Here is a 25,125-nt window from a genome sequence, read left to right on the forward strand (position 1 = left end):
GCATCCGACACGGCGAAAAGCGGGCGGTCCCGCACGACGGGTCGCGGTCAGCGCCACCAGGTGTCGTCGGGGGTCACCGGGAGATGACGCTTGTGCTGGGTCGCGAGGTACCGCGCCTCGATGCGGCCGGCGACCTCGGGGTCGACCTCCCGGCCCTCGAGGAAGTCGTCGATCTGCTCGTACGTCAGCCCCAGCTCGTCCTCGTCCGTCCGCCCCGGCTGGTCGTCGAGGAGGTCGGCGGTGGGGACCTTGAAGGCCAGGCGCTCCGGAGCGTCGAGGAACTGGAGCAGGGCGCGCCCCTGTCGCTTCGTGAGACCGGCCAGCGGGAGGACGTCAGCCGCTCCGTCGCCGAACTTCGTGTAGAACCCCGTGACCGCCTCGGCGGCGTGGTCGGTGCCGATGACGATCAGCCCCTCGTGACCGGCGAGCGCATACTGCGTGACCATGCGCAGGCGGGCCTTGATGTTGCCGCGGTTGAAGTCGGAGATGTCGCTGGACACGGCGGACTCGATGTCCTTCTCGACGCCTTCGACGCCGTTCTGGATGTTGACCTCGATCGACGAGTCCGGCGCGATGAAGTCCAGGGCCGCCTGCGCGTCGTCGGCGTCGTGCTGGACGCGATAGGGCAGGCGCACCGCGAGGAAGGTGGCCTCCCCGCCCTCCGCACGCACGCGCTCCACCGCGAGCTGGGCGAGGCGCCCCGCGAGCGTCGAGTCCTGTCCGCCGGAGATGCCGAGGACGAAGCCCTTCGCGCCGGTCGTGCGCAGGTAGTCCGCGAGGAAGCCGACGCGACGCTCCACCTCCGCTTCGGGATCGATGTCGGGCCGGGCGCCCAGGTCTTCCGCGATCTGCTTCTGCAACGACACGTGGTCCTCCGCTCATCGGTTCGGCTCCAGTATCCCCCTTCCGTGTTTCGTGCGGGTCACGCCACCGCGCGGACGAGGTATCCAGCGGCGACCTGACAGACTGAGACGGTGAAGCTCCTCGTCGCCGCCCTCGAGTCCGAACTGTCCGCCTTCCCCGAGGAGCTCGACGGCTTCGACCGGCTCGTCACGGGCCCGGGGAAGCTGCCGGCGACGTACGCGCTGACCCGCGCCCTGGATGCCAAGGACTACGACGAGGTCGTCGTCGTCGGCACCGCGGGTTCCATCGAGAAGGGACGTGCGTACGCGGTGCACGAGATCGCGACCGCGGTGCAGCACGACGTGATCGACCTGGACGGCGTCGTCGGACGGCACGTCTCGCTTCCGCCGCAGGTGACCACAGGCCGCGAGGGCGTCGTGATCGCCACGGGTGACCACTTCGTGAACGACGCCGAGGTCACCGCCGTGATCCGGCCGATGGGTGCCGCCCTGGTGGACATGGAGACCTACGCCTACATCTGGGTGGCGGGGCAGTTCGGCGTGCCGATCCGCGCCTTCCGCGCCGTTTCCGACCAGGCGGAGGACGGCGCCCTGGCCGACTTCCGCGAGGCCATCGCCCGGTGCAGCATCGAGCTGCGCGAGGTGATCCGCGCCGAGTACGGGGTCTGACCTCAGCGCGTCTCGATGACGCTCGGTCCGTTCGGCAGCGCACGGACCGTGAGCTGCGCGGGGATCTGCTCCTGCATCGCCTCGACGTGGCTGATGACGCCGACCGTGCGACCGCCCTGCCGCAGCTCGTCGAGCGTGCGCATCGCGACGTCGAGCGTGTCGCCGTCGAGCGACCCGAACCCCTCGTCGATGAACAGCGTGTCCAGGCGGATCCCTCCGGCGCGGGCCGTCACGACCTCGGCCAGTCCGAGGGCGAGCGCGAGGGAGGTGAGGAAGGTCTCGCCGCCCGAGAGCGACTGCGGCGGACGGGTCTGCCCGGTGAAGGCGTCGGCGACCACGATGCCCAGCCCGGACGCGGCACCGCGCGCAGCCAGGGCGTCGGAGTGCTGCAGGCGGTAGCGCCCCTCCGACATGTCGTGGAGCCGGCGGTTCGCGGCGTCGACGATCTCCTCGAGCTCCGCCGCCAGCACGAAGGTCTCCAGCGTCATCTTGCGGGTGTTCGCCCCTCGTCCGGCGATCGTGTCGGCGAGGGCCTGGAGCACCTCGAACGCCGCGGCATCCTCCGCCGTGCGGGCATGTTCGTCCTTCGCAGCGTCGATGAGGCCGGCCAGCCGCACCGCGTCGCCTGCCGCCCTGGTGGCCTCGTCGACGGCGGCGGACCACGCCGCTCTGGCGTCGAGCGCCGCCTGCTCATGGGGCGCGAGGTCGATCGGCTCTTCCGGCAGCGTGCGCAGCTCGAGGTCGAAGAGCAGGGCGCGCTCCTTCTCCCGTTGCACGACATGCGTCGTCACCCGCTCGTCCAGCTCTGTCTGCACCGCCGGCGGACGCAGCGCCGCGGTGGCGGCCTCGACGTCGGAGAACTCGGAGGCGTCGAGGGCGGCATCCCTCTCGGCAGCCGCCTCCGCCGCCGCCTGCTGCCTCCGCGCCCGTTCGGCTTCGGCGTCGAGGAGGCGGCGTGCGACGGCGAGGTGGGCGGTGGCCTCCGCCATGCGCTCAGCCACCGACGCGTAGCTCCCTCGCGCCTCGTCGATCGCCGTACGGGCGGCCTCGTCGCGCTGGACGACCAGGGCGAGCTGCTCGCGGGCTTCGGCGAGGGCCGCCTCGTCCTGGACGCGCCGCTCCTCGAGCGCGCTCTGCTGGGCGCTGAGTTCGACGAGCTGGCCGTCGCGCAGCCCCGCGGCCTCGGCCGCGGCGAGCGCCTCCTTCTCGGCGGCCACGGCGGCATCGAGCTCGGCCTTCGCCGTCTCGACGTCTCGTCCGTCCGCGCGCGCCAGAGCCGCAGCGAGCTCGACCTGCAGCGACGTGCAGGTCGAGCTCGCCTGCTGCTCGCGGCGCGCCGCCTCGTCCCTCCGGGTCTCCGCAGCCGCGATGTCCTCCGCGGAGACCGCGGCGCTGTGGTCTGCCGGGGCCGGGTGCTCCCGCGCACCGCACACCGGGCACGGGTGATCCTCGATCAGAGCGGACGCCAGCTCCCCGGCCATGCCGTCGATCCGGCGCTGGCGCAGCTCGGCCAGAGCCGACTGCGCGGCGGCCTGCGCGGACGTCGCTTCGGCGAGGACCCGGTCGGCCGCGGCGCACTCCTGCTGCAGACGTGCCGCCTCTTCCGCCGACTCCCGGCGGAGCTCGGCAGCGACGCGCGCGCTCTCCATGGCCGGGAGCCGGTCGCCGAGCCGACGGGCGTCATCCCGCTCCGCGGTGACGGCGGCGATCCGTCCGGGCAGCGCCGCGCGCTCCGCCTCGCCGTCGGCGCACCGGCGCTCGGCGGTGGCGACGGCCTCCTCTGCGGTGACGCGCTCGGCGGCGCGGCGCGGTGCCTCGGCCTCCAGCGCGACGGCGCGCTCCCAGACCCCGGAGGCCCGTGTCCGGTCGGCGATCCACGCATCGAGGTCGTCGGTCTCGACACCGAGCTGATCCCAGTCCGCGCGTGCGCGCTTCTCCGCAGCCACCGCGTCATCAGCCGCCGTCACGGCACGGTCGGCCGCGGTGATCGAGGACCGCAGCGCCTCGGCCGCCCGCGCCCTGGCGAGCTCCGCCTTCGCCTCGGCGATGGCTCCCTCCTCGGCGTCCAGACGCGCCATCGCCGCACGGGCACGGTCGCGCTCGCTCTGGGCACGTTGATCCTCCCGTGCGGCGGCCAGAACAGCATCGGCGGCCTCGAACCGCCTCTCCGCCTCCTGACGCTCGGCAGCGCGCCGTTCCGCCCGGTACGCAGCGCGAGCCTGCGCCCGTTCCAGCTCCGCCAGGCGATCGGCCGTCGTAAGGCCCTCCCTCTGCACCTCCGGTCCGACCTCGCCGTCGGCGTCGCCGGCGTCGCGCCCGAGGTCGGCATCCGCCACGAGGCGCTCGGCCTCGTCCAGCCGGGCGGACACCGTGGCGAGACGTGCCCCGAGGCTCTGCTCGGCATGGCGTCGCCGCTCGTCGAACCGCGCCTGCACGTCTTCGAAACGCTCGGTGCCGAAGAGCCGGCGCAGCAGCGCCTGCCGGTCTCTGCTGCCTGCGAGCAGGAACTCCGAGAACCGGTTCTGGGCCAGCAGGATCACCTGCAGGAACTGCTCGCGGCTGAGCTGAAGGATGTCGTCGAGCTCGTGCGCCACGTCGACGGCCCGCGCCGCGCGACCGACCCAGCCGTCGTCCGTGAGCTCCTCCAGGGAGACCGCCGCCGCCTGCTTCGTCAGGCCTCCTCCCCGCCGGGCCGGCCGGAGGTACTCGGGCGAACGCGTGACCCGGTAGCGGCCGGACGGCGTGCTGAACTCGACGACGACCTCGGAGGGTTCGTCCGGTTCGCTGTGGTCGCTGCGGAGCCTCTTCTCCCCGCCGTCGTACCGCGGCACCCCGCCGTACAGCCCGAAGCAGACCGCATCGAGGATGCTCGACTTCCCCGCTCCGGTGCGGCCGGCGATGAGGAAGATCCCGTCGTCGGCGAAGGCGTCGAAGTCCACGGTCTGCCGCGCACGGAAGGGCCCGAACCCCTCGACCTCCAGACGATGCAGCCGCACTAGACGAGGGCTTCCGCGCGGACGCGGTCGTCGAGCACCTCGCGGATCAGCTCGCGTTCGACCTCGGTGGCTCCCTGGCCGGCGCGCACGTGCTCGAGGAACGCCTCGATCCGGTCGGCATCGGTCACCGCGGACCGCAGCCGCTCACCGTACGAGCGCTCGCGCTCCTCTCCCGTCGCAGCGGGCTGATGCTGCACCATGGCACAGTGCGGGTACGCCTCGCGGAGCCGTCGCATGGGCTCGGTCTGCGGCAGGTCGTCGGTATAGACGGCGCACACCCAGGCGTCGGCGTGCGCGGCCACGCTCTCTGCGCAGAGGATCTCCTCGAAGGTGCCGGTCAGCGTGACCAGTCGCCGCGGAACCGGAAGCTCCAGCCACTCGACGCCCGCAAGGCCGTCGGCATCCAGGTCGACCAGCCAGGAGCCGCGCGGCTTGTGCTGTTCGCCGAAGCTGTAGTGCAGCGGAGCGCCGGCGTACCGCACCCGCTCGCTCACCTGCTGGCGACCGTGGATGTGGCCCAGTGCGACGTAGTCGGGGCCGTCGAACGCGCGGAGGGGGACGACGTCGAGGCCGCCCTGCCGCACCTCGCGCTCGAGACCCTCCGTCGGCTCCACGCCCGCGGCGAAGCAGTGGGCGATGGCGACCGACCGGCCCTCGTGCTCCTGCATGCCCGCGCGGACGAGCGTCATCGCGTGCGTCATGGTCTGCGCCTGCGTGCGCAGCTGCCGCCCCTCGGCGTCGCCCTCCGGCCAGTGCTGGCGGACGATCGCGGGCTCCAGGTACGGGATACCGAAGAAGTGCACGGGACCGTGGGCATCGTCGATCGTGACGGGCGTGCCGACCGCGAGGGGATCGGTGAGCACGTGGATGCCGTCGCGCAGCAGTCGGGCCTGGAACCCCAGCCGCGCGGCGGAGTCGTGGTTGCCACTGGTGACGACCACCCGCGCTCCCGTCTCGTGCAGACCGACGAGAGCGTCTCCGAGCAGGGTGTAGGCGGCGGCCGAGGGCGTGGCGGAGTCGAACACGTCGCCCGCGACGATGACGACGTCCACCTCGTGCTCCCTGACCTGCGTGGTCAGGGCGGCGAGCACCTCGGCGAGCGCATCCATGGTGGAGTTGCCATGGAACGTCCGGCCGATGTGCCAGTCCGAGGTGTGCAGGATCCGCATACCCCCACGGTACGAAGACCCTCGGACATTCCCTCCGAGGCGTGCCGGGAGCGCCATCTCCCGAGTCACGAGGAGGAAGCGGAAGGTCCCCTGACCCACCCTCGTCGCGGCGGCCGGCACGCGGTGATGCGAAATGCGCTGTGCACCTTCACCTGTGCGGCGTGCGGGGCTGCGCGATGCGAGATCAGGGCTGCCCTCCGCCCACAGGAGCCGGGCTTGCCCCGCCGGCTGAGGGTTGTGCCCGCTCCGTCGCGACTACCGACTTCCGCTCTCCTCCTCGAGGTCGTGCGACCAGTTCGCCTGCTGGATCCGGTTGTCGAGCTCTCGGAGCTCCTGGGCGACCGCATCCGCCCGCGCACGCAGCGCGGCGACGGGCAGCGCGGACACCTGCCGCAGCTCCGAGCGCATCTGCCGCAGGTACTGCTCGTTCGCCCCCGAGGCCGCGGCCGCCGCATCCGTGAGCACGGCGTGACGCAGGCGCAGCACGTCCCGCGCGGCCAGCGCATCGGTCATCGTCCCGTCCGGGCCGAGGTCGAGCCGGGCGTTCGTGACGTTGATGCGGCGGATGAGGCTCTGCAGCCGGGTCAGCGCAGCATCCGCCTCCTCGATCAACGCCGTCGCGTCCTCGGCGGGCTCCTCGCCCTCCTGGTACCGGGCGTTCGCGACGATGCGCGCCCGCAGCTGCTCGATGCGGCGCTGCAGGTCGGCGCGGGCGGCGAGGGCTTCGGCGAGTCTCATGCCCTCATCCTCGCAGGCGGCGGCCGTAACAGTTCGTCATACAGCCGGAAGATCAGCGCGTGCGGAGAAGACCCGACTGCTCGGGGTGCGCGGCGAACCACTCCGCCACGTACCAGCAGACGGCGTCCACCTTGCGGTCGCCGCGCTCCGCGATGTCGGCCACGGCCCCCTCGACCACCTTCCCGGCGTACCCGTTCCCGCGGAATGCCGGGACCGTGTAGGCCCGGGTGAGGGCGACCGTGTGGCCGTCGTCCCGGTAGTCGAGCACGCTGACGAGCTTCCCGTCGCGCGTGAGGGTGTACCGCGATGCGTCCTTCTCGTCGGTCAGGATGAAGCCGCCGACGGTGTGCGAGATCGTCATCCGTGTCACGTTACGCCTCTTGCGACGCGCCCGGGCGTTTTGACATGTCCCGTCACGATCGGACATAATCCCCCCATGACCATCAACGCACGCCCTTTGTCCGCCCAGGAGGCGAACGGGACTGCCGGGATGATGATGCCCGGTCGCGTTGACATGTGTTGCCGAATGTGTCGCTGAACGAACAGCCACCTCGCCTGACCTGACTCCTCGCCATCTGCGAGAGCAGCGTCCCGAGCACACACCCGTGCTCGCTTCCCCGGCTCCGCCGGTCATTCGTGCAACGCATCCGAGCCCCCTCCCGTCGGGCTCACGTCCTGAGGACCCATCATCATGTCGAACTCCGCCCTTCTCGAGCGTCCCGCCGTCACCGCCCCGAACCGCACCGTCCGACCCGCCGAGCCGTCGGCCCCGTTGGCCCCGGCCGGCGCCGACCTCCCCGCCGTCCGCTCGCCCCGCGGCTTCGCCCTCTACGTCGGCCTGGACGAGATCAAGGCCGCCGAAGCCGGTGTGAGCCTTCCGCTGCTCGTCGACGCCCTCCGCCGCACGCTGGCCGAGCTCGCGCCCGGCGCCGAGACCCACGCCACCGTCGCCCTCGCCCCGCACGGCTCCGGCGGCCGAGACCTCGACGTCGTGCGTCTCGCCCTGCAGGAGCCCGGCGCGATTGCCCGCACCAAGGCCGCCGCCGAGGAGGAGACCACGCCCGAGGAGTCCGGCGTCACCGTCGACATCTCCCGCAAGCGCGTGCTCATCGACGGCGAATCCGCCGCCTTCACCTACAAGGAGTTCGAGCTGCTGCAGTACCTCGTCCTCCGCGAGGGCCGCACGATCGAGCGCAGCGAGCTCGTCGCCGCCCTCTGGCAGGCCCAGGACGACGAGACGCCGGGCGAGCGCACGATCGACGTGCACGTGCGCCGGCTGCGGGCGAAGCTCGGCCGCTACGAGGACATCGTCCGTACCGTGCGCGGCATCGGCTACCGGTTCGACCGTCACGCCGATGTCGTCATCCGCTACGGCCACGGAACCCCGTCGCCCGACCGCTTCTGACGCGCTTCCCTCTCCGGGAGGCCGGTGTCAGGAGCCGCGCGTAGGGTGGGCGCATGACCCTCGCCGCCGCCCCCGCGACGGCGGGCGCCGTCCGCGCGGACCCTCCGCGGGAGACGACGTACCGCCCGCCGCAGCCGCTCGATCTCCGGCGCACCGTCGGCATGCTGCGCCGCGGCGGCACCGATCCGACGATGGTCTTCGACGGCCCGGTCATCTGGCGCGCGGTCCGCACGCCGCAGGGTCCGTCGACGCTCGCACTGCGGATGTCGGGGAACGAGGTCAAGGCGACCGCCTGGGGTCCGGGTGCCGAGCACGCCCTCGCCCTCGTGCCGACGCTGTGCGGTGCCGGCGACGACCCGACCGGCTTCGATCCCTCCCTGCACCCCCTCATCGCCGAGGCGGCCCGGCGGCACCCCGGCATCCGGCTCGCGCGGACGGATGAGGTCTTCGATGCCCTCGCCTGCGGCATCCTCGAGCAGAAGGTCACCTCCATGCAGGCCTTCGGCGCCTGGAGGTACCTCGTGTCGCGCTACGGCGACCCGGCACCGGGGCCGACGCCGCGACCGATGGCCGTCGCTCCCACGGCGGCGCAGTGGCGACGCATCCCGTCCTGGGCGTGGCATCGCGCCGGAGTGGAGCCGCCCCAGTCGAAGACCATCGTGCGGGCGGCGGAGCGCGGCGACCGCATCGCCGCTGCCGTCCGAGCGGCCACGACCGGCGCTGACCGTGACCGCGTGCTCACGAGCCTGCCCGGAGTCGGCGTCTGGACCGCTGCGGAGACCCGGATCCGCGCGCTGGGCGACCCCGATGCCGTCAGTGTCGGCGACTACCATCTGGCGCACGAGGTCGGGCATGCCCTGACCGGGCACCGCACGGACGATGCCGGCATGATCGAACTGCTCGCTCCCTGGGCCGGCCACCGGCAGCGCGTCATCCGGCTCATCTTCGCGAGCGGCGTCGCCGAGGCACGGCGCGGGCCCCGGCTCGCCCCGGAGGACCACCGCCGACGCTGATCGGTCTGTGATCGCAGCGACCGACGTATGCTGAGCGCATGTCCCGTACCGCCCTGCGCATCTTCGTCACGGTCGGCCTGCTGATCGCCGGTGTCGTCCTCGGCCTCATCTTCCAGAACGTCTGGCTGGGCGTGCTGCTCGCCGCGATCGTGTGGTTCGGCTGGTTCCTCGGCTACGAGTCCCGCCGCGGTCACAACGCGGGCGTGAACGACGAGGACCATGGCGTCGAGCTCTGACGCCCGTCAGTAGTAGACGGCGAGGGGGCCGGACGGGCCCTCCACGACCTGCACCGGGGTGTCGAACACCCGGCTCAGCACGTCGTCCGTCATGATCTCCGCCGGCGGGCCGAACTCCACCACCCGGCCGTCCTTCATGGCGCAGATGTGGTCGGCGTAGTGCCCGGCGAAGTTGATGTCGTGCAGCACGATGACGATCGTGCGCCCGAGCTCCTCCGCCGCCCGCCGCAGGTGCTTCATCATCTGCACGGCGTGCCGCATGTCGAGGTTGTTGAGGGGCTCGTCCAGCAGCACGAACTCCGTGTCCTGCGCGAGGACCATGGCCACGTAGGCCCGCTGCCGCTGCCCGCCCGAGAGCTCGTCGAGGTAGCGCCCCTCGAGCGCCCCTAGATCGAGGAAGTCGATCGCCTGGCTGATGACCTCCTCGTCGGCCCTCGTCAACCGGCCCTGGGAGTGCGGGAAGCGGCCGAAACCCACGAGCTGCCGCACGGTGAGCCTGGTCACGAAGTGGTTCTCCTGGCGGAGGATCGAGACCACCTTGGCCAGATCCTTCGACTTCGTGGAGGCGACGTCGAGCCCGGCGATCTCGATGGCTCCGGCGTCCATCCCGTTCAGCCGGCCGATCATGGTCAGGAGCGTCGATTTGCCGGCACCGTTCGGCCCGATGAGGGCCGTGATCCCGCCGGTCGGGATCCGGAGGTCGACGGGGCCGATCGCCACCTCGCTGCTGTAGTCACGGCGGACGCCGTCGAGTGCGATCACAGTCTGCCCTTTCGGAGGATGACGATGAGGAACACGGTGCCGCCCACGATCTCGATGAGGATCGACACCATGCCCTGCGCGTAGAAGACGTTCTTCATGACGAAGTACGCCCCCGCCAGGATCGAGAACGCGGTGAGGACGGCGACCGGGAAGATCAGCCGATGGTCGTGCGTGTCGGCGAACTGGTAGGCGAGCGTCGCCACGAGGAAGCCCAGGAAGGTCATCGGTCCGACCAGGGCGGTGGAGGTGGCCATCAGCACCGCGACGAGCGTCAGGACGAGGAACTGCTCCCTGCGGTGGTCGAGCCCCAGCGATCGCGCGGCATCGGGACCGAGCGCGAGCACGTTCAACCGCCGGGACCGCAGCCACAGCAGGGCGGACGCCGCGATCACGAGCGGGACCGCGAGCGGGAGGTACGAAGGGTCGGCGTTGGAGACGTTGCCGAACAGCCGGGCGGCGAGCACATCGAACTCGCTGGGGGTGAGCAGCCGCTGCATGAAGGTGGCGATCGCCCCGAGGCCTCCCCCGATCACGATGCCCACGAGCAGCATGATCTGGAGGTTGCCGTATCGGCCCGACAGCAGCCACCCGTAGAGCACGACGGCGAGCCCGACCATGACGAGCACCTGGAGGGCGAACTGTCCGACGCCCTGGATCGCCACCAGACCCGCCACCCCGAAGAGGTACACGGTCGTGGTCTGCACGACGCGGTACAACGACTCGAAGCCCATGATCGAGGGAGTGATGATCCGGTTGTTCGTGACCGTCTGGAAGCTCACCGTGGCGACGGCCTGGGCGACCGCGACGAGCGCCATCACGACCACGGCGGTCGCGCGGTGCTGCGCGATGCGCCAGAAGCCGGGGGTGCCGACGGGGAGCGGGTTGTCCCAGGCGAGGAGACCGAAGGCGGAACCGAGGGCGATCACGCCGAGCACCACCAGCACGACGATGTAGCGGCGGCGCGCCCGTGCGGTCGTGAACGCCCCGGCCGACCGCGTCGTCCGCGGGGCCGTGGTCGCCGTCATCGTCGCCTCAGCCACGACGACGCTGCCGAAGGAGGAGGAGCACGAACACGACCGCGCCGACGACACCGAGGATCAGCGACACCGGCACCTCGAACGGCATGATGATCGTCCGCCCGATGATGTCGCAGACGGTGACGATCGCGATGCCGAGAAGACACACCCACGGCAGATTGCTGCGCAGGTCGTCACCACGGACCATCGAGACGATGTTCGGGACGATGAGCCCCAGGAAGGGGAGGTTGCCGACGACGACGGTCACCACGCCGGTCGTCACCGCGATCAGCGCGGTGCCGAGCAGGATCATCCGGTTGTAGTTCACCCCGACGTTGGTGGCGATCTCCTCCCCCAGCCCGGCGATGGTCAGCCGGTCGGCCACGAGGAAGACGATGACGCCGATGATGGCGACGATCCACAGCATCTCGTACTGGCCGCGCATGACCGACGTGAAGCTGCCCGCGAACCAGACGCCGATGATCTGCAGCGAGTTCGTGGCGAGGGCGAAGTAGGTCGTGATGGCGCCGACCACCGCGCCCAGCATGATGCCGACGATGGGCACGATGAGCGACGACTTCAACGCGACGCGGCGGAGGAACGCGAAGAACACCATCGTGCCGACGAACGCGGCGAGCACGGCTCCGGCCATGCGCAGCGGAAGCGAGGGCTGCGGCACGAGCACCATCACGGCGAGGAGCCCGAGTCCCGCCCACTCCGTGGTCCCGGTGGTGGTCGGCTCGACGAAGCGGTTCTGCGTGAGCAGCTGCATGACGAGGCCGGCCATCGCCATCGCCGCGCCGGCGAGCACCAGCGCGATCGTGCGGGGAACGCGGGTGATCTGGAACATCTGCGCGCCGTCGTCCGCGCCCGCGATGTCGTACACGCCGGTGAAGAGCGAGATCACCAGGAGTGCCGCCACGACGAGGACGCCGATGAGCAGCTTCGGATCGAACAGCCGTGCGGACGATCGCGGTGTCGATGTGAGGAGAGGAGAGGTCATGGGGGATGCCGGCGGCGGCGCCCCGGTGGGACGCCGCCGCACAGCCCTTACTTGTCGGCGCTCGTCTCGAGCGCGTCGGCGAGGTCGTTGAGGAACGTCGTGTACGTCTGGATGCTCTCGTTCAGGTAGGTGTCCGTGGGCATGTAGACGATCTGGTCGTCCTTCACGGCGGTCACGCCGGCGAGCGCCTCGGAGCTCTCGATGATCTCCGCCGCCTGCACGTAGTCCGGCGTCTCCGCCGCGAACACGGCATCCCGGTCGAGCACCAGGATCCAGTCGGGGTTCGAGGCGGCGATCGCCTCGACCGAGATCTCGTCGCCCTGGTGGTCGTCGGTCGCGTCGTCGACCTGCAGTGCCGGCGTGAGGCCGAGCATGTCGTAGATCGGTCCCAGCGAGCGGCCGACGGTCGGAGCAAGGTAGCCGATCTGCCCGCCCGAAGTGTTCACCGCCATGACGGTGTCGGCGTCGTCGTAGGCCGCCTTCGCGCGGTCCACAGCGGCGTCGAACTCCTCGACGAGCTTCTGTGCCTCGTCCTGCTTGCCGAAGATCTCGCCCAGGGCGGTGGTCTGCCGCTTGAGCTCCTCGTCGAAGGGCTCGCCGTCCCGCGGCTCCAGGTCGATGATCGTGGCGTCAGGGACGAGCTCGGCGATGGCCTCGTTGTGCTGTGTGAACCGCTGGCCGCTGATGATGAGGTCGGGGTCGGCGGCGACGATGGCCTCGAGGTCGGGCTCGGAGTGCAGGCCGATGTCGACGATGTCCTCGTCCTTCACGTAGGAGACGGTCTCCGGCATGAGGGAGACCGCGCCGGCGGAGAGCTCGATGCCCCAGTCGGAGAGGGTCTGGAAGGTCCGGTTGTCCAGAGCGACGACCGAGGTCGGCGGCGTGGTGATCTCGTGCGTGCCGGTGTTGTCCTCGATGGTCACGGTCCCCGATTCCGCCGTCGTCTCTTCGGGTTCGGCTTCGCCGCCGGACGCGCAGCCGGAGAGGGCGAGCAGGCCGACGAGAGCGACGCTCGTGGCGGTGAGGGTTCTGGGCACGGACATGGAGAGACTCCTGTTCTGCGGGGATGTGTGCGCCCTCGTGGGGCGCCGGTCCGACGGGCGGGCGAGCCGACCGCGTCGGTTTTTAGGTTAGCCTTACTTTATGAGCGATACGAAATCCGGTTTCTCGATCGAGCGTCGCGGCCTCGAGCTGCGCTTCCGCAACGTCACGCTGAGCGCCCGCGAATGGCTCGCTCCGGATTTCGTGCGCGTCCGCCTGTCCGGGCCCGACCTCGCCGGCTTCGACTCCCCGGGTTCCGACGACCACATGCGGCTCTTCTTCCCGAGCGGCCCCGTGGACTCGGTGGAGGAGCTGCGGGCCTCCCCGAGCCGCGAGTACACGCCCCTCGCCTGGGGTGACGACTGGCTCGACGTGGAGTTCGCCGTGCACGGCGATCAGGGCGTGGCCGCCCCGTGGGCCGCGAACGCCCCGCTCGGGTCGACCATCGGCGTCGGCGGGCCGCGCGGCGCCGCCGTCCTCGCCGGAGAGCCGGGGTCATGGCTCCTCGTCGGCGACGAGACCGCCATCCCCGCGATCCGTCGCTTCGCCGCCCTCATCCCCGCCGACACCCCCGCACGCATCGTCATCGAGACGGTGTCGGCCGGCCGGGAGGTCGAGATCGACGCTCCGGTGCCTGTCGAGTGGCTGCACCGCGGGGAGGCGCCCGCCGGCTCCGCGCTGATCGCCTTCCTCGACGCGCTGACCGCGGACGACGTCGTGGGAGACGACCCGTTCGTCTTCATCGCCGCCGAGCAGTCCATCGTGAAACCCGGCCGTGCCCTGCTCGCACGCTGGGGCGTGGACAGCGCGAACGCCGTCGTGAAGGGCTACTGGAAGCGCGGCGAAGCCGAATACCACGCTCCGCACTGACAGGCGACCGCTGCGCTGACAGACTGGGCGCATGGCTCTCCTCGATCACCTGGGCATCACCGTCGCCGACCTGGAGCGCGGACGCGCGCAGTTCCATCCCGTGCTCACCGCGCTCGGCTACGAGCTCGGTGGGGAGGACGATCACTCGATCTCCTGGCACACCGGCGACGAGACCGAGATCATCCTCTACACGTGGGACGACGATTCCACGCCTCACCGCCACGGCCGCGTCGGCTGGCAGCACATGGCCTTCGCGGTGCCGTCGCGCGCCGAGGTCGACCGACTCCACGACCTCGCCCTCGACGCCGGCTGGACCGCGGTGCGCGAGCCGAAGGAGTATCCGCGGTACAGCGAGCGGTACTACGCCTCTTTCGTCGAGGACGCCGACGGCATCCGGCTCGAGTTCATGTACAACCCGCCGAAGGACGCTTGACGCCCGGGCGTGTCGCCGCCTAGGGTGGCAAGGCTGTGCCGACCGGCGCCGCACACCAGCCGAGGAGACAACGGATGACCGCCCCGCGGAATCTTCCCCAGAACGTGGCATTGCCGCTTCCGCAGAAGCGCAATGACCGCGACGAGTCGTACCCTCCGGCGCGCGCCGTGTGACAGCATCCGCTCTCGCAACGCCCCGCACCGTCAGGTCCGGGGCGTTTTCCGTCGGAAGACTCCCTGACCTGTGGCCGGACACCACCACAAGGAAAGGAATCATGGAGAGGCTCTCCGCGCGGCTGCTGTCGTGGGCGTCCCTGATCGATGAGAAGACCCTCGATCAGGCCCGCACCACCTCACGCATGCCGTTCATCCACCCGCACCTGGCGCTGATGCCGGATGCGCACCTCGGCAAGGGCGCGACCGTCGGGTCTGTCATCCCGACGCTCGGCGCGATCATCCCCGCGGCCGTCGGCGTCGACATCGGCTGCGGCATGATCGCCGTCCGCACGCCGTTCACGAAGGACGACGTCGACGGGCGCGACCTCGCCGCGCTCCGGGAGCAGATCGAGCGCGCGATCCCGCTGTCCGCCGGGCGCTACAACAACAAGGTCGTGGCGACGGCCGCACCGCGCATCGCCGAGCTGGAGGAGCGAGCACGTGCGGCCGAGTTCGACCCCGAGGGCTACGCGAAGAACTGGCGGCTCCAGCTCGGCACGCTCGGCTCGGGGAACCACTTCATCGAGGTGTCGGTGGACGAGCTCGACCGGGTCTGGCTGTTCCTGCATTCCGGGTCCCGCGGCGTGGGCAACAAGATCGCCGGGCACCACATCGCGGTCGCGCAGCGGCTGGCGAAGCAGTGGTGGATCGACCTGCCCGACCCCGACCTGGCCTACCTCGTCGAGGGCACGCCGGAGTTCACGCGCTACATCCGCGAGCTCCGGTGGGCACAGCACTTCGCGTTGCTGAACCGCGAGGAGATGATGGACCGCGTCATCCGGCAGCTCTCCGACTTCCTCGGCGCTCCGGTCGAGGAGGAGGAGCGGATCAACTGCCACCACAACTTCACGGAGTCGGAGATGCACTTCGGAAAGCGCGTCTGGGTGTCCCGCAAGGGCGCGATCCAGGCGGACGCGGGTCGGCCCGGACTCATCCCCGGGTCGATGGGCACGGCATCGTACGTGGTGGAGGGGCTCGGCGACCCGCTGTCGCTGAACTCCTCCCCGCACGGTGCCGGGCGGGAGTACTCGCGGTCCGCGGCGCGGAAGACGTTCACCCACGCGCAGCTGCGGGAGGCGATGGCCGGCATCGAGTTCCGGGACACCGACGCCTTCATCGATGAGATCCCCCAGGCCTACAAGCCCATCGATCGGGTGATGGAGGATGCGGCGAGCCTGGTGCGGATCCGGCACATGCTGCGACAGCTCGTGAACGTGAAGGGCGACTGACCGAGGGCCGGGTGAGGAGGGATCCTCACCCGGCCCTTCCTCCCGAATCCCCGCGATCTCCGGTGTCTCCACAGAGCGCGAGCGGCCGGGCGTGGCGTCCGCCAGGATGCTGGCAGGCTGAAGGATCCGGTGCCACGATGAGGGGATGGAAACCATGGACGGTGCGCAGGTCTGGACCATGATCGGCGCGTTCACGGCGCTGATGATGGGCATGCTCACGGTCGTCTCGACGCTGTTCATCCGCGTCCTCCGCAGCGAGATCGGGGGCCTGCGGAACGAGATGACCGCGCGCTTCGATGCGGTCAACACCCGCTTCGACGCGGTCGGCACGCGCATCGACGGCGTCAACGCCCGCATCGACGGGCTCGACCGTGATGTGCAGGCGCTCGTGAAGCGCACTTTCGGGCTGGATCGGGAGTGAGGATCGACGCATGAGGATCGTCGTCGCAGGAGGGACCGGCGTCGTCGGCACGCCCACGGTGGAGGCCGTCCGGGGCGCCGGTCATGAGGCCGTCGTGCTCAGTCGTTCGCACGGCGTCGATCTGGTCAGCGGGCGCGGGCTGGAGGCGGCGCTGACCGGAGCCGATGCCGTGATCGATGTCGTGAGCGTCGAGACCCTGAAGGCGAGCACGGCGATCGAGTTCTTCACCGCCGCCACCGGGAACCTCCTCGCCGCCGCCGCGGACACCGGCGTGGGGCACGTCGTCCTGCTCTCCATCGTCGGCATCGACCGGATCCCCTACGACTACTACGCGGGCAAAGTGGCCCAGGAGAAGCTGGTCTCCGCGTCCGCCGTCCCCTCCACGATCCTCCGAGCCACGCAGTTCCACGAGTTCGCCGCGCAGATGTTCGCGCGCGCGAAGGCGGGGCCGCTGCATCTCGCCCCGCGTGCGCGCACGCAGCCGGTGGCGGCCCGCGAGGTCGCGGAGCGGCTCGTCACGCTCGCGATCGGGGACGCGCAGGGTCGAGTGCCTGACTTCGCCGGCCCCCGCGAAGAGCAGCTCGCCGACATGGTGCGGGCGTACGCTCGGCGCATCGGGTACCGAGGCTGGATCCCGGCGCTGAACGTGCCCGGCCCGCAGATGGCGGGGATGCGCGCGGGGAAGGCGCTGCCGGGACCGGATGCCGTGCGCGGGACGCAGACGTTCACAGAATGGCTTGCCGAGGCGGTGCCGGCGCGCGCAGACTGAGGAGGGGCGGGGGTCTTCCAGCAGTCGAGCGACCAGGAGCACGCATGGCGAACCTCAATCCCTACCTGTCCTTCCGCACCGAGGCCCGCGAGGCCATGGAGTTCTACCGGGGAGTCCTCGGCGGAGATCTCGACATCACGGTCTTCGGCGACTTCCCCGACATGGTGCAGGATCCGAGCCAGAAGGACCTCGTGATGCATGCGCAGCTCACGACCCCCGACGGCCTCGTGCTCATGGCGTCGGACACCCCGGAGGGCATGACCTACGAGAAGCCGCAGGGCGTCTCCGTGTCCCTGAGCGGCAACACCCAGGAGGTCACCCGGCAGGTGTGGGACCGCCTCTCCGAAGGCGCCACGATCACGATGCCGCTCGATGTGCCGCCGTGGGGCGGGACGTTCGGGATGCTCGTCGACCGCTTCGGGATCGCCTGGATGCTGCACGGCGACCCGGAGTGACCCCGGACGGTGTGCTCCGGGCTCAGCCCGGCAGCACCGCCCGGCACGCGAGATGCAGCGCCAGCCGCGCCTCGGGGTCGTTCATGTCGATCCCGAGGAGCTCCTGCACCCGGCGGATCCGCACGGCCACCGTGTTGCGGTGCAGCCCGAGAGCGGCCGCGGTGGCCGCGATGCCGGACTCGTGGTCGAGGTAGGCCGACAGGGTCCTGAGCAGTTCCCCGTTCCCCTCGGCCAGAGGGGCGAGCAGCGACTGCGCGGCCGGGACGAAGGTGTCGTTGCCGGTCCAGGCGAGCAGGAGCTGTTCGAGCCCGAGGCTGTCGACGCGGACGAACCATCCGGTGGCCGACCGGGCCGCGGCGATCCGTGCGGCGTCGCCGGCCTCGTCGAGGGTCGCCGCCAGTCCTTCCGGCCCGGTCTGCGCCGAGCCCACCCCGGTCGCCACGGCGAAGTCGCGCAGTGCCGTGAGGTGGAGATCGCGCAGTGCCGTCACGGCCCGCTCGATGCGATCGGGCCCCGGGGCCTCAGCGAACGAGAGCCAGCCGCTGAGGCCTCGACCCGCCGTGGTCGCGTGCGCCTCGGCGTCGATCGCGCTGAGCCCGGGCCTGATCGCACGGAGGAGTGCGAGCGGCTCCACCCGGCTGCGCGCCACCATGCGGAACCCGAGGTGATGCCCTCCGGTGCGCCACCCCCGCTCCGCCATGCGCCGTTCCACATCGGCATCGGCGGCTCCGCGGAGCTCGACGAAGTCCCGCAGCAGCCCCGACGATGCCGCGACGTCGTTGACGGCCGCGATCTCGTCGATGAGGATGCGGGCGGCCACCGCGGGCATGGCGACCTCCGCGGCCACCAGGAGCGACCGCAGCTGTGCCTCTCCGAAGCCGTGGCCGAACAGGACGAGACGCAGACCGGACCGGCCGGGGCTGTCCACCCGCACCGAGGCGGCCGTGCCCTCCCCCGCCCTGGCACTGTCGCTCCACGCGTCGAAGCGGATCGCCGCGTGCAGTTCGGCGTCCAGGTGTCCGCCGGCTTCACGGAGCACTCCCGCGGCGTCGACGAGGGCGACGCCCAGACCGAGGTTCGCCGCGAGGTGTCCGAGCAGGTCGCCGAGGTCGTCGGCGGCGTACTCGAACGACTGCGCGACCTTGCGCACCCGCGTGAGCGTCAGAGCGTCGCGGGCCTCGATGAGCATCCAGCAGGCGCGGGCGAGCTGGACCGGCCTCTCGACATCGAGCAGGGCGAGACCGATCCGGTCCGCGAGGCGGAGCGCCCCGGGGTCGACACCGGCTGCGCCGGGGAGCGCGAGCCCCGTGAACCCGCGGTCACGGACCCGGCGCAGCATCGCGTCCTGCTGCCAGGTGGCGATCGGCGCCCCGGACGTGAGGATCGCGAGCCGGCCGATGCCCTCGTCGGGCAGGTCGGACTCGCCGGCTTCCACCACCACCGCGTCCCACGCGACATCCCGCGGGCCCGCGACGTGGCGGAGGACGCCGTTCTCCTCCTGCGCCAGCAGCGCCGGCAGCGCGAGCGCCCCGCTCACGCCGCGTCCAGATCGACGAGCCCATAGGCGGAAGGCACCACCCGGGCCCGACGCTCGGGGCGGGCGTTCCACCATGCGGGAGCGGGGAGGGCGAGGGCCGCCACGGTGCGCCCGGGGGCCAGCTCGGTGACTTCGAGGACGTCTCGGGACACGGCATCCAGGAGGACGATGATCTCGGGCGCCGCGGCCACCAGCAGGCCGTCGGTGAGCACCGCGAGGGTCTCGGACCGGGTGACGATGCGGTGCACCGCTCCGCCGAGTCCGGCGATCTCGACCGCGTTCACGTGCGGGTCGGCCGCGGAGGACGCGGTGGTCACGATGCGGCCCTCGGCGAGCAGCGTCCCCCCGAGCACCTCGGCGAGGACCGGCAGCGGTGCCGCCCGGTGCGCCAGGAAGCTGCGGCCGAGGGCGAGCGCGCGGGCGAGGTGGTCGGCGATGGCGTGCTCGCGCAGGTCGCCGACGGTGAAGCCGGCGAGAACGGCGCAGCCGACGCCTCCGGCCTGGATGATGGCCGAACGCACCACGCGCTCGGCATCGATCGCCCTCGTCGCCTCCACGAGCGCCACCCCGTCGGCCCCGGTCTCGCACGCGAAGACCAGTCCCGGCACGCGGTCGACGAACAGCGACATCTGATCGAGTCCCGGCACCGCACGCCCCGTGCAGTCGGCGTCCACCACGGTGTGCGATCCGGCCAGAGTGAGCGGCGCGAGGCCGTTCATCCCTCCGCCCTCGAGCGAGCACACCGCCGGGACGGGATGTCCGAGCCATCTCTCCACCGCCCGCAGCAGCGGGGCGAAGGGCGCGGCACCGGGCATCCGCTCGCCGAGCAGCATCGTCGACCCGACGAAGGCCACGCCGAGACAGGGCGTGGCGGGGTCCAGCGCGTCCACCGGCGCGACGTCGAGGGGCCAGGGCGCGGTGGTGCCGAGGATGAGTTCGAGCATCGTCGTGGACCCGCCGCCGCCGGAGCCGAGCAGGGCGTACCCGCGGGCGAGCGCCTCCAGGTCGTCCCGCTCCAGCCTCATGGGATCCAGCCTAGGACGCGGCCATCCCCTCGACGGGAGCGAACTCCTCGGTCAGGCCGAAGGCGGACGGCCCGAAGGCGGCCAGAGCCTCGGGGGTGCGCATCATCGCCGGCGTCGAGATGCCGAGCACCCGGACGCGCTGACCGTAGCGGAGTCCCTCCGTGGTGATGGGTTCGGCGGTCTCGTGATCGACGACGCAGATAAGATCGGGAACGATCGCGACGAGCCGTCCACCCCGCCGCGCGGTGAGGTTCTCGTTCTGGAAGGCGATCTCGAACGTGTCGTCCGCCGCGGCGCCGAGCGGAGCGATGACCGCCCGCCCCTTCGCGAAACCCTCGGTGGTGCGTCGTTCGACATCCACCACCTTCCCGACGCAGAGCTCGCGCACATGCGGGTAGAGCGTGGTCGCGAGCGTCGCCGCGATCGCCTCGAACGGCGAGCGGTGCTCTTCCCGGGCGAGCCGGATCGCTCGGCCCAGGGCGAGAGCCATCGAGATGGTGCGCGGCACCGCCGTGCGCCGCACGTCGGCGCCGCTCATGGCGTACTCGGCGATGTGACCGACGCCACCCAGCCGGATCGTGATGCCGCGGGCGAGCCACTCCATCTGACGATCGTCGTCTCCCGTGTCGATGACGACGCGCTCCCCGCGCTCTCCGGCGAGCGCGAGCGGCGAGCCGTGCACGCCGTAGACCGCGAAGGTCTCCATCGACAGCTCGGGGAACGCCCGGCCCATGCCGTCCGCGTCCACGACCGGAAGACCGGTCTCCGCGGCGACGATGAGCGGGATCATCGAGTTGATCCCCCCGCACTCGATCGGCATGGTGGCATCGGCCCGGCGTCCGAGGTGGTCCTCCAGGGTGCGCAGGGCGAGGGTGGGTTCGGTGCCGGCGGGGATCTTCTCGACCATCACCGTCGGCGCCCCCATCTGCGCGGTCGGGATGACGAAGAGGTCGTCGGCGAGGTCGTCCGGGTCGAGGATCGTGATCGCCCCGTCGCCGAGCACGCGCTCCACCAGCATCTTGCCGATGTAGGGGTCGCCCCCGCCGCCGGTGCCGAGCAGCGTGGCGCCGCGGGCGAGGTCGGGCAGGTCTGCCGCGGTCAGCTCCCAGCTCATGCGGCGACCCCTGCCGCGGCGTCTCCGGCGGAGACCGTGCCGTCGAATCGGTGCGCCGGGATGTCGTAGCCGAAGTACCCCGGGCCGACCATCGCGAGAGCCGCGTCCGAGTGCCAGCGCTCGTCAGCGGGAGCGGCGATCACGCGGACGCGCTGGCCGTAGCGCAGCCCCTCGGTCGTGACGGGCTCCCCCGACTCGCCGTCGAGGACCATGATGAGGTCGGGGGTGGTCGCCAGCACCCGCCCGTCCGCCTCCGCGACGAGGTGCTCGTTCTGGAACTGCAGCGTCAGCGAGGCTCCGCTCTCTCCGTCGATCCGTGCCCGACCGCGCGCGAAGCCGGTCGTCGTGGCCCGGTTCACGTCGGCGACCTTGCCACCGAACAGCTCGCGACCGCCGAGGAGCTCGACGACGGCGGCGACCGGGTCGGTCTTCGCCTCGCGGGCCTCCGCGATCCGCTGACCGATGTCGATGCACCGGGACAGCGATCCCGCCACCAGCGACTGGCGTGCGGCGGCACCCGACATCGAGAAGCCGGAGATCATGACGGAGCAGCCCATCTCGACGCACGCGACGCGGGCGATGCGCTCGGTCCAGGAGTTGTCGGCGGTCTGCAGCACCCCCGTGTTCCCCTTCTCGTCGCTGAAGGCGAGCGGCGAGGCCGTCACGCCGTACAGCGTCGGGAGCACCATCTGCAGCTCGGGGAAGGCGCGACCCATGCCGTCCGCGTCGACGAGCGGCAGCCCGAGCGCGGCGGCGGCGGCGATCGGGATCGTCGAGTTCACGCCGCCGACCTCGGCGCAGGCGATGTGGGTGACCGGGCGGCCGAGGTGGATCCCGAGCGCCTTGACCGGCTCGATGACCTCCGCGAGGCTCGGCAGCTTCTCGACCATGACGGTGGGCGCGCCCATCATGGCGACGAACAGCACGAGGGCGTCGTCCGGCACCTCGTCGAGCGCCACGACCGTGACGTCTCCCGAGGCGAGGGCCTGGCGGGCGAGGAGCGCGCCGATGTACGGGTCGCCGCCCCCGCCGGTGCCGAGCACGGCCGCGCCGCGAGCGAGACCGTCGATGTCGGCCGCGGTGATCGTCGTGCTCATGTCAGGCCCCCATGTCGAGGTCGCCGACGGCCTTCACGCGGATGCGCGTCGCGTTGCCGGGAAGATACGGGATGGGGACCTCGTCGAAGTCGATGATCGACACGGTCGCGGGCTTGGCGCCGGCCGCGATGGCCTTGTCGACGGCCTCGGCGCGCACCTCGGCGATCGTCTCGTCGCGACGGCCCGGCTCGATCGCGTAGACCTTGTCGATCTCGCCGCCGACCTGGGCGATCGAGGCGCCGATGGCGTTCGCGACCGCATAGTTCTCCGGGCGATGGACGGTGCCGAACAGGGGCAGCTCGTCGGGCAGCAGGATGGACCCGCCGCCGACGGCCACGACCGCGATGGGCTCCGGCGACGTGCGCATGCGGTCCACCGCCTCCGCCACGCGCTCCGCGATGCGGGCGAGCACGCGCTCCACGAACGCGGGGTCGAGGTGCGCGACCTTGGCGGGGTCCCCCACCTGCGCACGACCGGCGGCGACCGCGATGTCGGTGGCCGTGAGGGTCGAGCCCCCGAAGACCAGAGCCTCCGTCGTCAGCCGGTAGCCGACCGAGGCCGGGCCCACCTCGGCCGTCTCCTCGTCGACGATGCTGCCGCCGCCGATGCCGAGGGAGAGCACGTCCGGCATACGGAAGTTCGTGCGGATGCCGGCGACCTTCACCTCGTTCGCCGTCTCCCGCGGGAAGCCGTTGATGAGCAGGCCGATGTCGGCGGTGGTGCCGCCCACGTCGATGACGGCGCAGTCGACGAGGCCGCTGGTGGCCGCCGCCCCGCGCATCGAGTTGGTGGGGCCGGAGGCGAAGGTCGCGACCGGGTAGCGGCGCACGTAGTCCTCGTCCATGAGCGTGCCGTCGTTCTGGCTGAGGAAGATCGGCGCTTCGATGCCCTGCGCACGGACCGCCGAGGTGAGCCCGTCGACGATCTCCGACGCGAGCTCGCGGAGGGCGGCGTTGATGATCGTCGCGTTCTCGCGCTCCAGCAGTCCGATGCGGCCGATCTCATGCGACAGCGAGATGGCGGCGTCCTCTCCGAGCACCGAGGCGACGATCTCGGCCGCCTGCACTTCGAGGTCGTGGTTGACCGGGCTGAACACCGACGAGATGGCCACCGAGCGGATGCCGTTCGCCTTCATGTCCTCGGCGTGCGCGCGGATCTCGTCGGGGTCGAGCGGCGAGATCGGGCGGCCGTCGAACTCGTAGCCGCCGTGCGCCAAGTAGCTGCGTGCCTGGGTGGCCGCGACGAGAACCTCCGGCCAGTCGATCAGCGGCGGCAGGGCCCGCGTCGCGGGCAGGCCTAGTCGGAGCGCCGCGACCGGAGCGAGCCGGCTCGCCTGCACGAGCGCATTGATGAAGTGCGTCGTGCCGATCATCACCGCGTCGATGTCGCCGCCCTCGAAGGAGTGCCCCGCACGGAGATCTTCGATGGCCTGGACGATTCCGCTCGTCACGTCCGGGGTCGTGGAGTGCTTGACCCCGGCCAGGGTGCGGGTGCCGTCCATGAGGACGGCGTCGGTGTTGGTGCCGCCGACGTCGATGCCGATGTGCATGATGCTCGCTTTCGTGGAGGTGATTCGTGTCCGGCGGGTCTGCTCAGACCGCGGCGGGGGCGCTGTCGACGGGGTCCGCCTGCCGGGTGGTCGCGACGCCGACGCCGCGCACCCAGCCGAGCTTGCCGGCGACGATGTAGAGCACCATCGACAGGAAGAGGCTGAGCAGCGAGGGGATGCCCCAGGTCACGAAGTAGCCGACCAGCGAGGACACCAGCCAGACGACGATCGTGGCCGGGACGATCCGGGGCGCGGTGCCGGGCAGGGTGCCGGCCTCGCGGGTCGCGTCGAGCTCGGGACGCCAGCGGCGCACCACGTAGTACTCGGCGACCATGATCCCGGCGATCGGCGGGAACGCGACGCTGAGCACGACGAGGAACTCGGTGAACTGGCCGAGGATGCCGACCGCCGCAAGCACCGATCCCACCACGCCGAGGACGATGGTCGTGGTGACGCGGTGGAGGTTCTTCCCGAAGGCGGTGGAGATGAAGTTCACCAGGCCGAGCGTGGAAGAGTACAGGTTCCAGTCGTTGATCTTCAGCGTGCCGGTGAGGACGATGAACAGGCCGACGAACCCGACGGACGAGGTGACGATGGCGACGATGTCGCCGGTCGCCGCCGCGTGGGCGAGAAGCACGCCGGCGAGGCCGATCACGAACTCGCCGAGGGAGACGCCCAGCACCGTCTGCTTGACGACGTCGGCGCGGGAGCGGTTGAAGCGGGTCATGTCGCCCGTGATGATCGCGCCGACGATGAGACCGCCGGCGACGATGCCGGTGCCCGCCCAGACGCTCATGGTGGGGCCGGGGGCAGGGCCGGTGAGCAGCTCGCCGATGTCGTGGCGGGTGAGCTCGGAGATGACGGACCACCCCACGAGGATCAGGAACAGCGGCACGGTGATGTTCGCGAGCCACTGCATCCCGACGAAGCCGAAGGCGACGATCGCGGTGACGGCGAGGCCGAAGATGAGGCTCCACGCCCAGACCGGCAGGGCACCGGGCATGAGCGCGTCGAGCGACTGCGCGGAGATGGCGGACTGGATGCCGAACCAGCCGATGAGGCTGATGCCGATCGCGAGGCCGACCAGCGAGGCGCCGATCTCGCCGAAGCCCGTCCAGCGGGCGAGGAGCGCGGTGTTCAGGCCCTCACGCTGGCCGATGAAGCCGACCACGCACATGATCACCTCGAGGATGAGCGAGCCGAACAGGAAGGCGAGGACGGCCTCGCCGAAGGTCATGCTGTAACCGAGGGTCGCGCCGAGGAGGAACTGCGAGAGGGCGGAGACCTGTCCGAATCGCTGGACGGCGATTCCGAACCAGGGCTTGCGGGCCTCAGGAGTCACTCGGGAGAGCGCGAAGTCGTCTGCGTGCGCCGTGCGTGCCATGGGGAGTCCTTCGGGAGGAGGATACGGGTTGCCCGCCACGGTACTCACCCCCGTCCCCTCCCCGACATGTGCACTCCGCCCCGATCCCCCTTCCCTCTGTGCACACTGCCCATTTC

25 protein-coding genes are annotated in these 25,125 nt (G+C 71.2%); 10 read left to right on the forward strand and 15 right to left on the reverse strand.

The features are described 5' to 3' along the window. Positions 1 to 47 precede the first annotated feature (47 nt). Positions 48 to 866, reverse strand: coding sequence for an ammonia-dependent NAD(+) synthetase (gene nadE, locus B7W94_RS01655; RefSeq protein ID WP_025104479.1), 819 nt, complete (start codon positions 864 to 866; stop codon positions 48 to 50). A gap of 108 nt (positions 867 to 974) precedes the next feature. Between nadE and B7W94_RS01660 the strand changes: the two genes are divergently transcribed. Further along, positions 975 to 1,532, forward strand: coding sequence for a phosphorylase family protein (locus B7W94_RS01660; RefSeq protein WP_085603862.1), 558 nt, complete (start codon positions 975 to 977; stop codon positions 1,530 to 1,532). 2 nt (positions 1,533 to 1,534) lie between these two features. On the opposite strand, the gene B7W94_RS01665 is transcribed toward B7W94_RS01660, so the two are convergent. The 4 genes from B7W94_RS01665 to B7W94_RS01680 form a co-directional block, all read right to left on the reverse strand. Beyond that, positions 1,535 to 4,528: an AAA family ATPase gene (locus B7W94_RS01665; RefSeq protein ID WP_085603865.1), complete on the reverse strand. Its 2,994-nt coding sequence runs from the start codon at positions 4,526 to 4,528 to the stop codon at positions 1,535 to 1,537. Then, positions 4,528 to 5,697 (reverse strand): exonuclease SbcCD subunit D, encoded by a 1,170-nt coding sequence (locus tag B7W94_RS01670; RefSeq protein WP_085603868.1) that lies wholly within the window; start codon positions 5,695 to 5,697, stop codon positions 4,528 to 4,530. The genes B7W94_RS01665 and B7W94_RS01670 overlap by 1 nt, the downstream gene beginning before the upstream one ends. Positions 5,698 to 5,952: 255 nt before the next feature. Continuing rightward, positions 5,953 to 6,435, reverse strand: a complete 483-nt coding sequence (locus B7W94_RS01675; protein ID WP_085603871.1) for a DIP1984 family protein — start codon at positions 6,433 to 6,435, stop codon at positions 5,953 to 5,955. A gap of 52 nt (positions 6,436 to 6,487) precedes the next feature. Beyond that, positions 6,488 to 6,796, reverse strand: coding sequence for a GNAT family N-acetyltransferase (locus tag B7W94_RS01680; protein ID WP_025104484.1), 309 nt, complete (start codon positions 6,794 to 6,796; stop codon positions 6,488 to 6,490). A 330-nt stretch (positions 6,797 to 7,126) separates the two neighbouring features. Between B7W94_RS01680 and B7W94_RS01685 the strand changes: the two genes are divergently transcribed. From B7W94_RS01685 to B7W94_RS01695, 3 genes are read left to right on the forward strand one after another with little or no spacing between them, the layout of a single operon-like run. Then, positions 7,127 to 7,840 (forward strand): winged helix-turn-helix domain-containing protein, encoded by a 714-nt coding sequence (locus B7W94_RS01685; protein ID WP_085603874.1) that lies wholly within the window; start codon positions 7,127 to 7,129, stop codon positions 7,838 to 7,840. Between the two features lie 53 nt (positions 7,841 to 7,893). Then, positions 7,894 to 8,853 carry a DNA-3-methyladenine glycosylase family protein gene (locus B7W94_RS01690; RefSeq protein ID WP_085603877.1) on the forward strand — a complete coding sequence of 320 codons (960 nt, stop codon included), beginning with the start codon at positions 7,894 to 7,896 and terminating at the stop codon, positions 8,851 to 8,853. Between the two features lie 38 nt (positions 8,854 to 8,891). Next, positions 8,892 to 9,089: a hypothetical protein gene (locus B7W94_RS01695; RefSeq protein WP_025104487.1), complete on the forward strand. Its 198-nt coding sequence runs from the start codon at positions 8,892 to 8,894 to the stop codon at positions 9,087 to 9,089. A gap of 6 nt (positions 9,090 to 9,095) precedes the next feature. Here B7W94_RS01695 and B7W94_RS01700 read toward each other — a convergent pair whose 3' ends face one another. From B7W94_RS01700 to B7W94_RS01715, 4 genes are read right to left on the reverse strand one after another with little or no spacing between them, the layout of a single operon-like run. Next, positions 9,096 to 9,851, reverse strand: coding sequence for an iron ABC transporter ATP-binding protein (locus B7W94_RS01700; protein ID WP_062635655.1), 756 nt, complete (start codon positions 9,849 to 9,851; stop codon positions 9,096 to 9,098). Further along, positions 9,848 to 10,876: an iron chelate uptake ABC transporter family permease subunit gene (locus B7W94_RS01705; protein ID WP_025104489.1), complete on the reverse strand. Its 1,029-nt coding sequence runs from the start codon at positions 10,874 to 10,876 to the stop codon at positions 9,848 to 9,850. The genes B7W94_RS01700 and B7W94_RS01705 overlap by 4 nt, the downstream gene beginning before the upstream one ends. 7 nt (positions 10,877 to 10,883) lie before the next feature. Next, positions 10,884 to 11,870 carry an ABC transporter permease gene (locus tag B7W94_RS01710; RefSeq protein WP_085603880.1) on the reverse strand — a complete coding sequence of 329 codons (987 nt, stop codon included), beginning with the start codon at positions 11,868 to 11,870 and terminating at the stop codon, positions 10,884 to 10,886. 47 nt (positions 11,871 to 11,917) lie between these two features. Continuing rightward, the gene (locus B7W94_RS01715; protein WP_085603883.1) at positions 11,918 to 12,913 is read right to left on the reverse strand and encodes a siderophore ABC transporter substrate-binding protein; all 996 of its coding nucleotides are present in this window, start codon (positions 12,911 to 12,913) and stop codon (positions 11,918 to 11,920) included. Positions 12,914 to 13,013: 100 nt separating this feature from the next. Between B7W94_RS01715 and B7W94_RS01720 the strand changes: the two genes are divergently transcribed. The 6 genes from B7W94_RS01720 to B7W94_RS01745 all read left to right on the forward strand — a co-directional run bounded on the left by B7W94_RS01720 (position 13,014) and on the right by B7W94_RS01745 (position 17,303). Next, the gene (locus tag B7W94_RS01720; RefSeq protein WP_085603886.1) at positions 13,014 to 13,781 is read left to right on the forward strand and encodes a siderophore-interacting protein; all 768 of its coding nucleotides are present in this window, start codon (positions 13,014 to 13,016) and stop codon (positions 13,779 to 13,781) included. 31 nt (positions 13,782 to 13,812) lie between these two features. Next, positions 13,813 to 14,214, forward strand: a complete 402-nt coding sequence (locus B7W94_RS01725; protein ID WP_025104493.1) for a VOC family protein — start codon at positions 13,813 to 13,815, stop codon at positions 14,212 to 14,214. Between the two features lie 274 nt (positions 14,215 to 14,488). Then, on the forward strand, positions 14,489 to 15,658 hold the full coding sequence (locus B7W94_RS01730; RefSeq protein ID WP_085603889.1) for an RtcB family protein: 1,170 nt from the start codon (positions 14,489 to 14,491) through the stop codon (positions 15,656 to 15,658). Between the two features lie 145 nt (positions 15,659 to 15,803). Then, positions 15,804 to 16,079 carry a hypothetical protein gene (locus tag B7W94_RS01735; protein WP_025104495.1) on the forward strand — a complete coding sequence of 92 codons (276 nt, stop codon included), beginning with the start codon at positions 15,804 to 15,806 and terminating at the stop codon, positions 16,077 to 16,079. Positions 16,080 to 16,089: 10 nt separating this feature from the next. Beyond that, entirely contained in the window at positions 16,090 to 16,848 is a 759-nt protein-coding gene (locus tag B7W94_RS01740) for an SDR family oxidoreductase (RefSeq protein WP_085603892.1), read from the forward strand. A 44-nt stretch (positions 16,849 to 16,892) separates the two neighbouring features. Then, positions 16,893 to 17,303 carry a VOC family protein gene (locus B7W94_RS01745; RefSeq protein ID WP_025104497.1) on the forward strand — a complete coding sequence of 137 codons (411 nt, stop codon included), beginning with the start codon at positions 16,893 to 16,895 and terminating at the stop codon, positions 17,301 to 17,303. Between the two features lie 22 nt (positions 17,304 to 17,325). On the opposite strand, the gene B7W94_RS01750 is transcribed toward B7W94_RS01745, so the two are convergent. Genes B7W94_RS01750 through B7W94_RS01775 form a run of 6 tightly spaced genes read right to left on the reverse strand, consistent with a single transcriptional unit; the run spans position 17,326 to position 25,009 of the window. Next, positions 17,326 to 18,840, reverse strand: a complete 1,515-nt coding sequence (locus B7W94_RS01750; protein WP_085603895.1) for a PucR family transcriptional regulator — start codon at positions 18,838 to 18,840, stop codon at positions 17,326 to 17,328. Further along, positions 18,837 to 19,865 carry an S-methyl thiohydantoin desulfurase domain-containing protein gene (locus B7W94_RS01755; RefSeq protein WP_085603898.1) on the reverse strand — a complete coding sequence of 343 codons (1,029 nt, stop codon included), beginning with the start codon at positions 19,863 to 19,865 and terminating at the stop codon, positions 18,837 to 18,839. Before B7W94_RS01755 ends, B7W94_RS01750 begins: the two co-directional genes overlap by 4 nt. A 10-nt stretch (positions 19,866 to 19,875) precedes the next feature. Next, the gene (locus tag B7W94_RS01760; RefSeq protein ID WP_085603901.1) at positions 19,876 to 20,979 is read right to left on the reverse strand and encodes a DUF917 domain-containing protein; all 1,104 of its coding nucleotides are present in this window, start codon (positions 20,977 to 20,979) and stop codon (positions 19,876 to 19,878) included. Next, the gene (locus tag B7W94_RS01765; protein WP_085603904.1) at positions 20,976 to 22,076 is read right to left on the reverse strand and encodes a DUF917 domain-containing protein; all 1,101 of its coding nucleotides are present in this window, start codon (positions 22,074 to 22,076) and stop codon (positions 20,976 to 20,978) included. Before B7W94_RS01765 ends, B7W94_RS01760 begins: the two co-directional genes overlap by 4 nt. Before the next feature lies 1 nt (position 22,077). Next, positions 22,078 to 23,625 (reverse strand): hydantoinase/oxoprolinase N-terminal domain-containing protein, encoded by a 1,548-nt coding sequence (locus B7W94_RS01770; RefSeq protein ID WP_085603906.1) that lies wholly within the window; start codon positions 23,623 to 23,625, stop codon positions 22,078 to 22,080. Between the two features lie 43 nt (positions 23,626 to 23,668). After that, complete coding sequence (locus B7W94_RS01775) at positions 23,669 to 25,009, reverse strand: purine-cytosine permease family protein (RefSeq protein WP_025104503.1); 1,341 nt, start codon at positions 25,007 to 25,009, stop codon at positions 23,669 to 23,671. Between the last annotated feature and the right edge of the window lie 116 nt (positions 25,010 to 25,125).

It is taken from the genome of Microbacterium sp. LEMMJ01, assembly GCF_002114135.1.
Lineage (GTDB): Bacteria > Actinomycetota > Actinomycetes > Actinomycetales > Microbacteriaceae > Microbacterium.